The organism is Hymenobacter sp. DG25A (assembly GCF_001280305.1).
GTDB lineage: Bacteria > Bacteroidota > Bacteroidia > Cytophagales > Hymenobacteraceae > Hymenobacter.
Map to the genome: position 1 here is coordinate 3,167,442 of NZ_CP012623.1, position 14,614 is coordinate 3,182,055.

The window sequence follows — 14,614 nt, forward strand, 5'->3', positions numbered from 1 at the left end:
CGCGCTACTTCTTCGTCACGGTAAACTCTACGCGGCGGTTCAGCTTGCGGGTTTCCTCCTCATCATTGCTGGCAATGGGCTTGGTGCCGCCGTAGCCTTCTGTAGTGATGCGGGAGCCGTTAATGCCCTTCGATACCAAGTACTTTTTCACCTCATTTACCCGGTCGATGGAAAGCTTCAGGTTCAGCGCGGGGTCGCCCTGGTTATCGGTGTGGCCTTCCAGCTTGATTTCCACGTTGGGGTAGTTCTTCAGAATCTTGATCAGACGCTGCAGTTCGGGGTAGGAGTTTTCGCGCAGGTAGTACTTGCTCTGGGCGAAGAAGATGTTGTTCAGCTTGATTTTCTGACCTACGGCAAACGGCACCAAGAACAAGTCCTGCGTAATTTCCGTGTACTTCTGCCGGTCGGTTACGTCCAGGTTGTCACTTTCCGAGAGGTAGTCCTTAGCCTCGGCGCGGTAGCCATAGTGCACGCCCGAGGGCAGAACAATGGTGTAGCTGCCATCGGCGGGGTTGGTTTCGGCCACGCCCAACTCTTCACCCGTCAGCAGGTTTTCGTAGTGAATAACGGCATCAATGGGTTTCTGGGTGGAGGCATCCAGCACCCGGCCGCGCACCAGCGTTACTACTTCCGGCTTAAACTGCGGCACCAGCCCAATGCGGAAGATGTCGCGCGAGTTGTCGATACCATTGCGGGAGGAAACCAGGTAGGCCTCGTCGCCGGCCGCCGAGAGGGTGAAATAGCCGTCGAAGTCCGGGGAGTTAACGTTGGGCCCCATGTTGCGGGGCTGCGTCCAGTTGGTCCAGGAGTTATCCAGACGCTTGCTGTAGAAAATGTCGCTCTTGCCGTAGCCCTGATGGCCCTCCGAGGCGAAATACAGGGTTTTACCATCCGAGGCCAGGAAAGGGGCAAACTCTGGCTTTTTGGTGTTGATAGTGCCACCCAGGTTCAGAGGGCGGCTCCAGGTACGGCCGTCGGGTTTCAGAAAGCTCACATAGATATCCTGCTGGCCTTTGCCATCTTTCCGGTCCACGGCCATCAGCAGAACCTTGCCGTTTGGCCCCAGGTAATAGTCTACGTTTTCGTCGTCGTCGTTGTAGAAATCATCAATGTCTATTTTCACCGGCTTGCCCCAGCCGGTTTTGGTGCGGCGGCTGAAGCTGGCACCTTTAGGGTCCAGCGTACCATCGTCCTTGTACACATTGATGAGCAGGGCCAGGTTGCCGTCTGTGGAGATAGAGGCTAGGCCATTGGGGCCGGGCGTATTGATGGGGGCGCCAATGTTTTTGGCCTGGTTCCACACTTTTTTATCAGAAGTGGAACGGGCCAGCGTGCTGTACCACACATCCTGCACATCGTTGCTGCCGCCTATATTCTGGGGGTGCTCCTGGCGCGCAAAAAACAGCGTACGGCCATCGGGCGAGATAACGGGGTGGGTATCTACGTACTTGGAATTCACGTTCGGCCCCAGGTTTTCCATGGTGGAGTCTACGCCAGCTGGTTTGGGCGCCTGCTTGAATTCCGACTTCACCATCAGCTCAGCCACGTCGGCAATGCCAATGGCATCAATCTGGTTTACCCCATTTACGGCCTTGGTATTCATGGTAACGCCCACGCCAATGGTGCGGTAGGTACCGGGAGAAAACGTGACGGTCAGCGTGCGGAAGGCTTCCGGCAGCGACCCCGGATTCTTATTTTCATATACCTGGTGCTTGGTGCCCCGGGTATCCACCAATTCAATTTTAGTAACGGAGCCGGGGTTGAAATTTTCCACCACCGTCACCTGCTTGGCTATCAGCGACTTGCCGAATTTTACTTCGATGTATTCGTTGGAGCCTTCCTTTTTAGGAATCCAGGCATTGTTGCTGATCTGTCCCAGCGGCAGCGCATTAGGCTCGCCTAGTACTTTCTCAGGGGAAAACGCTTCTTTACCCGTTGCTTTCTGCGACGATACTTCCACCAGTTTACCCGCCCATACGGCGTGTTGCGCCTGCGCGCGCATTCCCATCCCACACAATGCCAAACCCAAAAGCCAGTGTCTTACCTGTAGCATACTGTAGCGGAAAAAAGCTGGTTGTAAGTGGCTCTACTCAGAGTCCACTCCGGAAACGCCTACGTTCGAAATCAGAACAGAGACGTTTTCTCCCAGCCTCATGTTACGCTCTTAAAACGCAACAACAGGGCTGATCTTGTTTCTTGTTCGATTTACACAAAACTATATTAATAATATTATATGAAAGTGCAATAATATTGACTTCTGTCCCCGATAAATTTTAAGCGAATAGCAGGATAAAAACGCCAAACAGGCCCGTGCACGATAGTACACGGGCCTGTTTTAATAAGAAAGCAGTCTTATGCCGGAGCGGAGGTTAGGGCTGCAGCGTGAACGTGCGGGTAACCGAATTGAACGGGCCGGGAATCAGCGTGCCATTGGCATCTACCAGTTCCAGCTTCAGGGTGTTTTCGCCCATGGGCAGGCCTTCCATCATGTACGGCGCCCAACGGTCCAGCATAAACTCGGTGCCATTAATGGTGGCACGCACTTTATTGCCATCGGGTGCCAGCGTGGTATTCACCAGATAGAAGTCCAGCATCACTTTCTGCGCATCCTTGCCGGAGTAGGTATCCTTGGGGCGGCTGTAGAACAGGTGCGGCGCTTTGGTGTTGAAGTTCAGCGGCGTGGTTACTTTGCCCACCGTGATAACGCGCAGATCATGCGCCCCCAGGTGCTTCAGGCTCTCGTGGTAAGAGCGCGACAGAAACGACAGAATCACGTGCTGGCCATCGGGAATGTTCTTGGTGAACTCCGTGGTGTAGTGGGCCGTGTAAGGCTCGTTATCCACGATGTTATGGATGTGCTGGCCTTTTTCTGAGTTGGCCATTTCATCGGCGTGCATGCCGCCGGTCATTTTCGTGAGCTGGAAATTTGTGATGTCGTAGTCGAAGGCCACGGCGCCGGAAGGCACCGTAGAGCCCGTCACCGGCGACTTCAGCTGCATCATAGCTTCCGGATTCTTCGGCGAGTCTTCGAAAGGCGTGAAGCGAATGCCATTATTTTCCATGGCTTCGGCGCGCGGGGTAGTATTTACGCTCTCCGCGGTGGCGGAACCAGGCGTATCGCTGGTTTGGCGGGCAGAATCGCAGGCCCCCAAACCGAGGAGAAATACACTACCGAGTAGTAAAGCTGATGCTTTCATAAAAAGGGCAAAGTGGTGGTCAGAGAGATAACGGATGAACTGCTACCGAAGTCCTAAGTGTTGCTCGGTAGCAACATGATTTTTAAGTACCTTGCGCAATACGTAAGGTTTGCCCAAAAGTATATTGTTTTTTCACTATGGAGGAAAAATTGCTGGAAGAAATTCCATCCCTCGACCTCGCCGACTTTCGTTCCGGCGACCCCACCCGCAAAGCGCGCTTTGTTCAGCAACTCGGCGAAGCTTACCAGAATATTGGTTTTGTAGCCCTGAAGAACCATGGCCTCAACGATGCGCAGACAGCCCAGCTGTATGCCGACGTAAAAGCCTTCTTCTCCCTGCCCGACGACGTAAAGCAGCGGTATGAAAATCCCGCGCTGGCAGGCCAGCGCGGCTACACTGGCAAAGGCAAGGAGCACGCCAAAGGCCGCAACACCGGCGACCTGAAGGAGTTCTTCCACGTGGGCCAGGAGGTAGATGATGCCAACGACCCCATCAAGAACGAATACCCCGACAACATTTGGCCGGCGGAAGTGCCTACGTTCCACGAAAGCACCTTCACCACCTACAAAACGTTGGAAGCGGCCGGTAAAGACGTATTGCGCGCCATTGCCCTGTATCTGCACCTGCCCGAAAATTATTTCGACGACAAGGTGCGCAATGGCAATTCCATCCTGCGTCCCATTCACTACTACCCCATCGAAAACCCCGACTCGGTTCCGGCCGATGCCGTACGGGCCGCCGAGCACGGCGACATCAACCTGATTACCCTGCTCATGGGGGCTTCGGCTGACGGTCTGCAGGTGAAGCGCCGCGACGACAAGTGGATTCCTATCACGGCTCTGCCCGACCAGATTGTGGTGAACGTGGGCGACATGCTGCAGCGCCTGACCAACGGCGTGCTGAAAAGCACTATTCACCGCGTGGTAAACCCGGCGCGGGAGAAGATGAACTCTTCGCGCTACAGCATTCCCTTCTTCATGCACCCCCGCTCCGAAATGAGCCTGGCGGCCCTGGAGAACTGTGTAACGCCGGAGAACCCCAAGAAGGAAGCCGACATTACGGCCGGCGAGTTCCTGAATGAGCGCCTCATTGAGCTGGGCCTGAAGAAAAAGTAATCTTCTGACTCGAATACACTAACCGGTTGTCGGAAGTCAGGCTGCACTTTTTCGGCCCTGACTCCCGGCAACCGGTTTTATTTTGTAGGTTACCTGAGTAGCTCACTCTGCTTTGGCCCCTCCCCTCCTCCGACAACCGGCAACCGACTGTGGAAACGGAAGAAATTATCCTGGCTCCTCCCCCCCGTGGCGACCGAACCAAGCGGGTCCGCAACATCATATTCCTGAAGGATGTGGCGGCGCTGGGGTGCACGGCTTTTGGCGGCCCGCAGGCCCACATGGCCATGATGATTCGGCTGCTGGTGGAGAAGCGCGGCTACCTTACCACGGCCGAGCTGCTGGAGCTTACCGCTCTATGTCAGCTGCTGCCGGGCCCTACATCTACCCAAACCATTACGGCTATTGGCTTTCGGCTGGGCGGGCCTAACCTGGCATACCTCACCCTGCTTATCTGGATGCTGCCTGCCGTCCTCATCATGACGGTGGCCGGCCTGGCCATGAGCTACCTGGATAAGGACCAGGTAGCGCACGTAATTCAGTATGTGCAGCCTATTGCGGTGGGCTTTGTAGCCTACTCCGCTTTCAAGATTACCCAGAAGGTCATTCAAACCAAGACTTCCGTTGCCTTGCTGGTAGCGGCGGCCATGCTGGCCTACTATTTCCAGTTGCCCTGGGTGCTGCCCCTCCTGCTGCTGGCCGGCGGCCTGATTACCACCTTCCGGTACCGCCGGTTGCCGCAGGAGGAAAAGCAGCCCCTGCAAATAGAATGGGCCAACTTTATTCTCTGGATAGGCATTCTGATTACGGCCGCGTTGCTGGGTAGCTTTACGAAAGAGCTACCCGTGCGCCTGTTCGAGAACTTCTACCGCAACGGCAGCTTGGTATTTGGCGGCGGACAGGTATTGGCCCCGCTGCTCTACGCCGAGTTTGTAGAATTCAAGCACTACCTCACGGCCCCGGAGTTTCTATCCGGCCTGGGACTGGTGCAGGCACTGCCGGGCCCTAATTTCTCATTTGCCTCCTATATAGGGACGCTGGCCATGCGTGAGCACGGTATTGGCGGGCAGTTGGTAGGCTCCCTTGTAGCTACGGTGGGCATTTTTATGCCTGGCACGCTGCTTATCTTCTTTCTGATTCGGTTCTGGGACCAGCTGCGCCGCTATCGGGTAGTAAAAGCTTCCCTGGAAGGCGTCAATGCTGTATCGGCCGGGCTGGTGTGGGCTGCCACTTTCCTGCTATACCACCCCCTCCCCGATACCACCATTAACATTGCCCTGGTGGCGGCTACTTTTTTGGTGCTGCTCTGGGAAAAGGTGCCATCCTACATTATTGTGGGCGCCGGCCTGCTGGCAGGCCTTTTGTTTTAAGGACGCCTTTTAACAAAACAGCCCTTCACTGCAGAGAAGGGCTGTTTTGTTTTTAAGCATTGCGGTGGCTTACATGAGCAACTGCTCGGGCAGGCGCATCAGATAATCTCCGTAGCCGCTTTTGCGCAGTGGCGCGGCAATCTTGCGCAACTGGTCAGCATCAATGAAGCCCTGGCGGTAGGCCACTTCTTCAATGGAGCCCACCTTCAGGCCTTGGCGCTGCTCCAGCACGCGCACAAATTCGCCGGCCTGCATCAGACTTTCAAAAGTGCCCGTGTCGAGCCAGGCGGTGCCACGGCCCAGAATGCCTACTTTCAGCTTACCGCGGCGCAGGTACTCCTGGTTCACGTCGGTAATTTCGTACTCGCCCCGGGGGCTTGGTTTCAGGTCGCGGGCAATCTGTACTACTTCATTATCATAGAAGTACAGACCGGGTACGGCATAGTTGCTCTTGGGGGTAGCCGGCTTCTCCTCAATGCTGAGCGCTTGGTTGTTGGCATCAAACTCTACCACGCCATAACGCTCCGGGTCATGCACGTGGTAGGCATAGACTACGCCACCTTCCGGGTCGTTGTTAGACTTCAGCAGCTCTTCCATGCCTTCGCCATGGAAGATATTGTCGCCCAATACCAGGGCCACTTTATCGTTGCCGATAAAATCAGCGCCTAGGACAAACGCCTGCGCCAAGCCGTTAGGCACCTCCTGTACTACGTACTCAAAGCGGCAGCCCAGATTAACACCGTCGCCCAGCAGCTTTTTGAACTGCTCCTGGTCGTGCGGGGTGGTAATGATGAGGATTTCCCGAATACCCGCCATCATCAGAATAGACAGCGGATAATAAATCATCGGCTTGTCGTACACGGGCATCAACTGCTTACTCACGGCCAGCGTGAGGGGATGCAGCCGGGTACCGGAGCCACCGGCGAGGATAATACCTTTCATAAGGAGAACTTAGTATCTTAAAATCTATCCCGTCAGCTTGAGCAGGAAGACAGGATGGTGCTAGTTACGCTCGGCAATAAACTCCTGGTTGGTCTCGAACCAGGTCAGCGTCTTCTGTAGGCCTTCGCGGATGCGGATCTGCGGGTCGTAGCCCAGCAGAGTTCTGGCCTTACTGATATCAGCCAGGGAGTCCCGGATGTCGCCGGCGCGGTCGGGGCCGTATTCGGGGTTGATATCGGAGCCGGCCTCCTCCTTCAGGATATTGAACAGGTCGTTGAGGGAGGTGCGGTCTGCCACGGCAATGTTGTACACCTGGTTCACGGCTTCCGGGTTCTGCACTAGGGCAGCCTTAATGTTGGCCTGCACGCAGTTTTCCACGAAGGTGAAGTCGCGGGTCTGGCCACCGTCGCCATTCATGCGCGGCGACTTTCCCTCCAGCACGGCATCAATAAACAGCGGAATTACGGCTGCATAGGCCCCATTGGGGTCCTGGCGGGGACCGAAAATGTTGAAGTAGCGCAGACCAATGATTTCCATGCCATAGGTTTTGCCAAATACATCAGCGTACAGCTCATTGGCATACTTGGTCACAGCATAGGGCGAGAGAGGCTTCCCGATGCGGTCCTCTACCTTCGGCAGGGCTTTGTGGTCGCCGTAAGTAGAGCTGGAAGCAGCATATACAAACCGCTTTATGCCGGCTTCTTTCGCGCCTACCAACATATTCACGAAGCCCCCTACGTTCACATCATTGCTGGTGATAGGGTCGTTGATAGAACGGGGCACTGAGCCCAGCGCTGCCTGGTGCAGCACCATATCAATACCTTTGCAGGCATCAATGCAAGTTTGCCGGTCCCGGATATCTCCTTCTATAACCCGGAGCGCCGGATTACCTTCAAACAGCCGCACATTCTTGCGGAAGCCGTTGGAGAAATTATCCAGCACACGCACTTCCTTAGCCCCATACTTCAGGAGGTATTCCACCAGATTAGAGCCGATAAAGCCGGCCCCACCGGTAACAAGGAAGCTCACATCGTGGAGCGGCTGGTCGTGAAAAGGAGTTTCGTACATCTTCGTTATTTCTTTGTTCAAAAAGCAGTACTGCAATCCGCTCTAGCGGGCGGTGTACTGCTGTTGATAGTATTGCTGGTAAGCCCCACTAGTTACATGGTCGAGCCACTCCTGGTTCTGCAGGTACCAGTCTACGGTCTGGGAGAGGCCTTCCTCAAAGGTGACGGACGGCTTCCAGCCTAGCTCGTTCATGATTTTGCTGGAGTCAATGGCATAGCGCAGGTCGTGGCCGGCGCGGTCGGTGACAAAGGTGATGAGCTTGCGCGACGTGCCTTTTTCCTGGCCGGTTTTCTCGTCCAGGGTATCGCAGAGCAGATGAATCAGGTCCAGATTCTTCCATTCATTCACCCCACCAATGTTGTAGGTTTCTCCTACTTTGCCTTTGTGGAATACGGCATCGATGGCCGTAGCGTGGTCTTTCACAAACAGCCAGTCGCGCACGTTCTCGCCTTTGCCATATACTGGCACCGGCTGGTTGTTGCGAAGACGATGAATAGCCAGGGGAATCAGCTTTTCCGGGAAGTGGTTGGGGCCGTAGTTATTGGAGCAGTTGCTCAATTTTACCGGCATGTGGTAGGTATGATACCAGGCCCGCACAAAGTGGTCGGAAGCAGCCTTGGAAGCCGAGTAGGGCGAACGGGGGTCGTAGGCGGTGTCTTCGGTGAACATCTCCGGGCCCATTTCCAGGGAGCCGTACACTTCGTCGGTGCTAACGTGGTAGAAGGTTTTACCCTCGTAGCCCAGTGGTTTCCACAGGTTTTTGGCGGCATTCAGCAGGTGTACCGTGCCCAGCACATTGGTCTTCACGAAGGCCAGCGGATCGGTGATGCTACGGTCGACGTGGCTTTCGGCGGCGAGGTGAATTACTGCGTCAGGCTCTTCTGTGGCGAAGAGCTGATCAACAAATGCCTGATCGGTAATGTCACCTTTCACCAGGCGGTAGTTGGGCGCATTTTCAATGTCGCGCAGATTTTCCAGGTTGCCGGCGTAAGTCAGCGCATCCAGGTTCAGAATCTGATACTCCGGATACTTGGTTACGAACAGACGCACCACGTGCGACCCAATGAAACCGGCCCCGCCGGTGATAATGATTTTCATCTTTTTAAGCTATAAGGCTATTAGCGAATAGCCTGTGATAGGAAAAACAGAAAGCGGAAAGCTACTAGCTAACCGCTTGCAAGGACTGCTGCCACTTCCAGGAACTGGCCAGCGCCTCCTCCAGCGTGGAGGTAGTGCGGAAGCCCAGCTCCTGCGTTGCCTTGGTTACATCCGCATAAATGGCGGGCACATCACCGGGCCGGGGTGGCCCGATAACATAATTCAGCTTTAGGCCCGTAGCCCGCTCAAACGCGTGTACTACCTCCAGTACGGAGTTGCCCCGGCCGGTACCAATGTTAAAGGTTTCCACCATGTCCCCTTTACCGTCCAGCAGCCGCTCCACAGCCACCACGTGCGCCTTGGCCAAGTCTACCACGTGCACGTAGTCCCGGATGTTGGTGCCATCGGGCGTATCATAGGTATTCCCGTAGATAGTGAGCTTTTCCCGGATGCCGGCCGCCGTCTGGGTAACGTAGGGCACCAGGTTTTGCGGTACTCCCAGGGGCAACTCTCCTATTTTGGCGGAAGGATGAGCTCCCACCGGGTTAAAGTAGCGCAACAGAATGCTTTTCAGCTTATTGCTGGGCGCTGCCGCTACGTCCCGCAGAATATCCTCGCACATTTGCTTGGTAGCACCGTACGGAGAATTGGCTTTTTTCGTGGGGGTTTGTTCCGTTACGGGCAGCTTATCCGGAATGCCATACACCGTGCAGGACGACGAAAACACCAAAGCTTCCACACCAAACTCGCGCATAACCTGCAACAGCGTAAGCAGCGAGCCGACATTGTTCTGGTAATACTCCAGCGGCTTTTCAATTGACTCTCCTACTGCTTTGTAAGCGGCAAAGTGAATCACGCCCTGCAGGTTGCCTTCCTCGGCAAAAACAGCCCGCATGGCCTCCGCATCGTTGCAGTCTACGCGGTGAAACGGTACCCGTACCCCCAAAATCTGCTCGATGCCATTGAGCACCGACTCCCGGGAGTTGCTGAAATTATCGATAATAACCGGCAGAAAGCCAGCTTCATATAGCTCTACCACCGCATGGGAGCCAATATAGCCTGCCCCGCCGGTTACAAGAATTTTCGTCCTCTCCATATAGTCTTAGCTTTCAATCGGCGGATACCTATGCTCCGTCCCAGTTTTGATATCAACTGAACTGGCAACGATTAATCGAATTACAAGCTCCAATACTGAAGCTCCTGCATCTGGCCGCGGTAGAGGCCTTTGATATCAACCAACACCGCATTTTCCCTCGTAATCGACTGGAAATAGGCCTCATCCAAATCCGTATAAGGAGAGTGGCTTACGGCTACTATAACCGCGTCGTAATCCTTGCTGATGGATGCCGGATCCGTCAGGCGGAAACCGTATTCATGGTGCAGCTCATCGGAATCAGCATGCGGATCCACGATGTCGACGTTCACGGAAAAATTCTTCAGTTCCTGAATGACATCGGCCACCTTGGAATTGCGGATATCCTCTACGTTTTCCTTGAACGTAGCGCCCATTACCAGCACTTTGCTCTTGGCTACGTCTTTGCCTTTCTTAATCATCATCTGCACGGTTTTGCGTGCGATGTAGGCGCCCATGTTATCGTTGGTGCTACGGCCCGAAAGAATCACCTTGGCATCATATCCCAGCTCTTTGGCTTTGTAGGTGAGATAGTAAGGGTCTACACCAATGCAGTGACCACCTACCAGACCGGGCGAGAACTTCAGGAAGTTCCACTTGGTGCCGGCAGCTTCCAATACCTCGTAGGTGTTGATGTTCATGCGGTCAAAAATCATCGACAGCTCATTCATCAACGCAATGTTCACGTCGCGCTGGGTATTCTCGATGATTTTAGCCGCCTCGGCTACTTTGATGCTGCTGGCGCGGTGTACACCGGCCGTAATCACCAGCTCGTATACTTTTGCAACCAGGTCCAGCGACTCGGCATCGCAGCCGGATACTACTTTCACGATACGGGCCAGCGTATGCTCCTTGTCGCCGGGGTTAATGCGCTCCGGCGAATAGCCTACTTTAAAATCTTCGGGGAATTTCAGCCCCGAGAGCTTTTCCATTACCGGAATGCAGTCATCCTCCGTGCAGCCGGGGTAAACTGTGGACTCAAATACCACATAGTCACCCTTCTTCAGCACTTTGCCTACCGTGGCCGATGCCGCCAGCAGGGGGCGCAAATCAGGCATGGCGTGCTCATCAATGGGCGTAGGCACCGCCACAATGAAGAAGCGGGCTTCGCGCAGAACGTCCAGCGAATCGGTGAACGTAATATCACAACCATCAAAATCTTTGGCCTCCAGCTCCCCGCTGGGGTCAATATTGTTGCGCATCAACTCTACGCGCTGGGCGTTGATATCGAAACCGATAACGCTGATTTTGCGGGCAAACTCGAGGGCAATGGGCAGGCCCACATACCCGAGGCCAATGACGGCCAGCTTGGCCTGTTTCTGAAGCAGTTGCTCGTACACGATATTATGGGTTGGTGCGGGTACTAAAAGGGAAAACCTTATTATTCTGTAACTGATACTGTTCTTTGCTTTCCGGGCAAACGGCTATTCCTTCGGGGTTGAACTGCAGCCGGTGGCCCTGCCTGCTCATCCAGCCATGCTGGCGGGCAGGGTTGCCGTATACCAGGGCATAGGCCGGCACGTCGCGGGTAATCACGGATCCGGCCCCAACGAAGGCATATTCCCCCAGGCGCACGCCGCACACAATAGTGCTGTTGGCGCCCACGCTCACGCCCCGTTCCAGCACGGTAGGCTGGTACTGGTCGCGGCGCGGCACCGCGCTCCGAGGATTCCTCACATTCGTAAAAACCACCGATGGGCCGAGGAAGACATCATCGGCGCAGGTTACGCCAGAGTACAGGGAAACGTTGTTCTGCACTTTCACATTCTGCCCCAGCACTACGCCAGGCGCAATCATTACATTCTGACCGATACTGCAGCCGGGTCCTAGCTGACAGCCCGTCATCAAATGCGAAAAATGCCAGATGCGGCAGCCCTTGCCAATGCGGCAGCCTTCATCGAGGACGGCAGTCGGGTGAGCAAAGTACAGGACAGCGTCGGGCATTCCGGCAGCGGGTTGTTCAGCAGCAGATTTGAGCCCGCAAAGGTACGGCTTTTATCAGTTTATTGAATTGGATGGTGAGCATTACTACGTTACGTAATTATAATGCCCTGCCGGACCACGTGGCGCGCACCATACGGTCCTTGCCAAACAGGTCGGGGTGGGCTGCTACGGCCTGGTATTCCAAGGCGGCCAGCAACTGACATAACTCCTGGGCGTACTGCTCATTGATTTCAAAGTACAGCGCGCCACCGGGTTGCAGCAGCTCCTGGCCAAGCTCCGCAATACGCCGGTAGAAGAGGAGCGGGTCGTTATCGGGAACGAACAGGGCCGTGGCCGGCTCATATTCCAGCACATTGCGGCGCATCAGAGGCCGCTCGTTCTCCAGTACATAGGGCGGATTGCTGACCAGGATTTGCAGAGAATGTGGAGGAATATCTGCCGGAGTGGCTTGCAGAATATCCAGCTGCTGAAACTCTACGGCACAACCGTAGCGCGCCGCATTACGACGCGCCACGGCAAGCGCTTCTGCCGAAATATCAACGGCTATTGTACGCTGTGGCTTCAGCGCCTGGCACAAAGCCAGGGCAATACAGCCACTGCCCGTACCTACATCCAATAGCGTTAAGCCTGTGCGATGCGCCTGTTGCTCCTGCACAATCAGTTGGATAAGCTCTTCGGTTTCGGGCCGGGGAATAAGCGTGGCGGGGGTTACTTCCAGCTCCATGCCCGCAAAGTGCGCTACGCCTAATACGTATTGCACCGGCTCATGCAGCAGCAGCCGTTCTTGTATGGTTTCTAGCTGTTGGGCCACACCGGAGGGCACTTCCTCATTAGCCTGCATGCGCCGCTGCAGGGGAGAAACCGCCAGCACATGCTCCAGCACCAGGCCGGCAATGGCCGCCGCTTCCGGCTCCGGGTATAGGGCTTGCAGATGATGCGTGAGGGAAGCAGTGTGTTGGCGAATAGTCATAGAAACAAGCGGGTAGACGAAGAAAAGCGCGGGGTGCAGCCGGGCCTCGACGGGGTTTCGTACCTTCGGTCCCACAAAGTTACGCTCCCCACCCGGCTATGACTGCTGTTGACGACCTCATGATGCGCCGCGCCCTTGACCTGGCGCGACTGGGCACTGGCTATACCCGCCCTAATCCGCTGGTAGGCTGCGTTATCACGCATCAGGGACGCATTATCGGGGAAGGCTGGCACCGGCAGTACGGTGGGCCCCATGCGGAGGTAAATGCCCTGGAATCGGTATCGGAGCCGGCGCTGCTGCCCCACAGCCGCGCCTACGTGACGTTGGAGCCCTGCTCCCACCACGGCAAAACCCCGCCGTGCGCCGACCTGCTCATCGCCAAAGGCATTCCGGAGGTGGTAGTCTGCAACCTCGACCCTAACCCGCTGGTAGCGGGCAACGGCCTGGCCAAGCTGCGCGCGGCGGGCATCAAAGTAGAAACCGGCGTGCTGGAATCGGAAGGGCGCTGGCTGAACCGGCGTTTTTTCACCTTTCAGGAGCAAAAGCGGCCCTACATTGTGCTGAAGTGGGCCGAAACGGCCGATGGTTTTCTTTCCGGTCGGTTTTATCAGCCCGTGCAAATCAGCGGCGCGCTGGCCCGCATGGCGGTGCACCAGTGGCGCGGCGAGGAGCACGCCATTCTGGTAGGCACCCGCACGGCCCTGCACGATAACCCTTACCTGAACGTGCGCGAATGGCCCGGCCCCGCCCCTATTCGCCTGGTCATCGATAAAAACCTGAGCCTGCCGCCTACGCATCATCTTTTCGATGGCACCCAACCCACCTTGGTGTACACCTACCGCCAGCGCGCCACCAAAGGCAATCTGGGCTATGTAAAGCTGTCGGAGGCCGATGACCTGTTCCCCCAGATTCTGGAAAACCTGTACCGCCGCAACGTAGAATCGGTGCTGGTAGAAGGGGGGCCTACGGTGCTGAATACGCTGTTGGCCGATGGGCTCTGGGACGAAATCAGGGTACTACGGAGTGCCAATCACTTAGGCGCAGGCGTGGCGGCACCCCGGCTCGGGCTCACTGGCCTCCACGAACAGTTCCCCCTCGGCTCCGATCAGGTATTCGTGTATCGGAAAAACGAAGGCTACTAAGCCCATACCCGGCGGCGCCGCGGCTACGTTACCTTTGCTGGCCCGCCGGCTGTTTTACCCACCCAAACCGGTGCCGGCGTTTCGCTGTTACGTATCCTCCCTCCTTTTATCACCCTATTATGGCTGAAGAACTTCTGTTAGATACCACGCTCAGCAAAACCGAGCAATACCGCCAGCTTCTCCCCCAAATTGAAGCCCTGACAACCGGCGAGCCGGACCTGGTGGCCAACCTGGCCAATACGGCGGCCGCGCTTCGGCAGGCCTTCGGGTTTTTCTGGGTGGGTTTTTATCTGGTGAAAGATGATGAGCTGGTCCTGGGTCCATTCCAGGGGCCTATTGCCTGCACGCGCATCCGGCGCGGCAAAGGCGTGTGCGGTAGCAGCTGGGACCAGGCCAAAACCATCTTAGTACCCGATGTGGAGCAGTTCCCCGGCCACATTGCCTGCAGTTCCGATTCCAAATCCGAAATTGTGGTGCCCGTGCTGAAAAACGGCCAGGTAATAGCGGTGCTGGACGTAGACAGCGACCAGCTCAACGACTTCGACGCCGACGACCAACAGGCCCTGGAGCAGCTCATGCTGACGGCGGCCCGCTGGTTTTAGCAAACGATTTTCGCCGCGTCCTCGTTGAGTTTTCGGA

Annotated in this window: 13 protein-coding genes; 4 read left to right on the forward strand and 9 right to left on the reverse strand. The window is 55.9% G+C overall.

Annotation, left to right across the window (positions count from 1 at the left end; genetic code table 11):
* Nucleotides 1-4: 4 nt before the first annotated feature.
* Together AM218_RS13565 and AM218_RS13570 are read right to left on the reverse strand one after the other, a co-directional pair.
* On the reverse strand, nt 5-2,053 hold the full coding sequence (locus AM218_RS13565; RefSeq protein WP_071843791.1) for an OmpA family protein: 2,049 nt from the start codon (nt 2,051-2,053) through the stop codon (nt 5-7).
* A 316-nt stretch (nt 2,054-2,369) separates the two neighbouring features.
* Entirely contained in the window at nt 2,370-3,197 is an 828-nt protein-coding gene (locus AM218_RS13570; protein ID WP_054414389.1) for a hypothetical protein, read from the reverse strand.
* A gap of 137 nt (nt 3,198-3,334) precedes the next feature.
* Here AM218_RS13570 and AM218_RS13575 point away from each other — a divergent pair, with 137 nt between their 5' ends.
* Together AM218_RS13575 and chrA are read left to right on the forward strand one after the other, a co-directional pair.
* Nucleotides 3,335-4,312: an isopenicillin N synthase family dioxygenase gene (locus AM218_RS13575; RefSeq protein WP_054414390.1), complete on the forward strand. Its 978-nt coding sequence runs from the start codon at nt 3,335-3,337 to the stop codon at nt 4,310-4,312.
* Nucleotides 4,313-4,461: 149 nt separating this feature from the next.
* Nucleotides 4,462-5,679, forward strand: a complete 1,218-nt coding sequence (gene chrA / locus AM218_RS13580) for a chromate efflux transporter (RefSeq protein WP_082318239.1) — start codon at nt 4,462-4,464, stop codon at nt 5,677-5,679.
* 69 nt (nt 5,680-5,748) lie between these two features.
* On the opposite strand, the gene rfbA is transcribed toward chrA, so the two are convergent.
* The 7 genes from rfbA to prmC all read right to left on the reverse strand — a co-directional run bounded on the left by rfbA (nt 5,749) and on the right by prmC (nt 12,833).
* Nucleotides 5,749-6,621: a glucose-1-phosphate thymidylyltransferase RfbA gene (gene rfbA / locus AM218_RS13585; RefSeq protein WP_054414391.1), complete on the reverse strand. Its 873-nt coding sequence runs from the start codon at nt 6,619-6,621 to the stop codon at nt 5,749-5,751.
* 60 nt (nt 6,622-6,681) lie between these two features.
* Nucleotides 6,682-7,689 carry an SDR family oxidoreductase gene (locus AM218_RS13590; RefSeq protein WP_054414392.1) on the reverse strand — a complete coding sequence of 336 codons (1,008 nt, stop codon included), beginning with the start codon at nt 7,687-7,689 and terminating at the stop codon, nt 6,682-6,684.
* 42 nt (nt 7,690-7,731) lie between these two features.
* A complete protein-coding gene (rfbB, locus tag AM218_RS13595) occupies nt 7,732-8,787 on the reverse strand; it encodes a dTDP-glucose 4,6-dehydratase (RefSeq protein ID WP_054414393.1) in 1,056 nt (351 codons plus the stop codon).
* 64 nt (nt 8,788-8,851) lie between these two features.
* On the reverse strand, nt 8,852-9,883 hold the full coding sequence (gene galE / locus AM218_RS13600; RefSeq protein ID WP_054414394.1) for a UDP-glucose 4-epimerase GalE: 1,032 nt from the start codon (nt 9,881-9,883) through the stop codon (nt 8,852-8,854).
* 80 nt (nt 9,884-9,963) lie between these two features.
* Nucleotides 9,964-11,259: a nucleotide sugar dehydrogenase gene (locus tag AM218_RS13605; RefSeq protein WP_054414395.1), complete on the reverse strand. Its 1,296-nt coding sequence runs from the start codon at nt 11,257-11,259 to the stop codon at nt 9,964-9,966.
* Between the two features lie 4 nt (nt 11,260-11,263).
* A complete protein-coding gene (locus AM218_RS13610; protein WP_054414396.1) occupies nt 11,264-11,863 on the reverse strand; it encodes an acyltransferase in 600 nt (199 codons plus the stop codon).
* A 97-nt stretch (nt 11,864-11,960) separates the two neighbouring features.
* The gene (gene prmC / locus AM218_RS13615; RefSeq protein ID WP_054414397.1) at nt 11,961-12,833 is read right to left on the reverse strand and encodes a peptide chain release factor N(5)-glutamine methyltransferase; all 873 of its coding nucleotides are present in this window, start codon (nt 12,831-12,833) and stop codon (nt 11,961-11,963) included.
* A gap of 98 nt (nt 12,834-12,931) precedes the next feature.
* Between prmC and ribD the strand changes: the two genes are divergently transcribed.
* On the forward strand, nt 12,932-13,975 hold the full coding sequence (ribD, locus tag AM218_RS13620) for a bifunctional diaminohydroxyphosphoribosylaminopyrimidine deaminase/5-amino-6-(5-phosphoribosylamino)uracil reductase RibD (protein WP_054414398.1): 1,044 nt from the start codon (nt 12,932-12,934) through the stop codon (nt 13,973-13,975).
* A 119-nt stretch (nt 13,976-14,094) separates the two neighbouring features.
* A complete protein-coding gene (gene msrC, locus AM218_RS13625; RefSeq protein WP_054414399.1) occupies nt 14,095-14,577 on the forward strand; it encodes a free L-methionine (R)-S-oxide reductase MsrC in 483 nt (160 codons plus the stop codon).
* Nucleotides 14,578-14,614: the final 37 nt, after the last annotated feature.

What these genes read in the sequence shown, in the direction of transcription:
- rfbB (WP_054414393.1), bottom strand. Translation starts at nt 8,787, where the DNA reads ATGAAAATCATTATCACCGGCGGGGCCGGTTTCATTGGGTCGCACGTG.
- ribD (WP_054414398.1), top strand. Translation starts at nt 12,932, where the DNA reads ATGACTGCTGTTGACGACCTCATGATGCGCCGCGCCCTTGACCTGGCG.
- AM218_RS13610 (WP_054414396.1), bottom strand. Translation starts at nt 11,863, where the DNA reads ATGCCCGACGCTGTCCTGTACTTTGCTCACCCGACTGCCGTCCTCGAT.
- AM218_RS13565 (WP_071843791.1), bottom strand. Translation starts at nt 2,053, where the DNA reads ATGCTACAGGTAAGACACTGGCTTTTGGGTTTGGCATTGTGTGGGATG.
- galE (WP_054414394.1), bottom strand. Translation starts at nt 9,883, where the DNA reads ATGGAGAGGACGAAAATTCTTGTAACCGGCGGGGCAGGCTATATTGGC.
- AM218_RS13575 (WP_054414390.1), top strand. Translation starts at nt 3,335, where the DNA reads ATGGAGGAAAAATTGCTGGAAGAAATTCCATCCCTCGACCTCGCCGAC.
- AM218_RS13590 (WP_054414392.1), bottom strand. Translation starts at nt 7,689, where the DNA reads ATGTACGAAACTCCTTTTCACGACCAGCCGCTCCACGATGTGAGCTTC.
- msrC (WP_054414399.1), top strand. Translation starts at nt 14,095, where the DNA reads ATGGCTGAAGAACTTCTGTTAGATACCACGCTCAGCAAAACCGAGCAA.
- AM218_RS13570 (WP_054414389.1), bottom strand. Translation starts at nt 3,197, where the DNA reads ATGAAAGCATCAGCTTTACTACTCGGTAGTGTATTTCTCCTCGGTTTG.
- prmC (WP_054414397.1), bottom strand. Translation starts at nt 12,833, where the DNA reads ATGACTATTCGCCAACACACTGCTTCCCTCACGCATCATCTGCAAGCC.
- rfbA (WP_054414391.1), bottom strand. Translation starts at nt 6,621, where the DNA reads ATGAAAGGTATTATCCTCGCCGGTGGCTCCGGTACCCGGCTGCATCCC.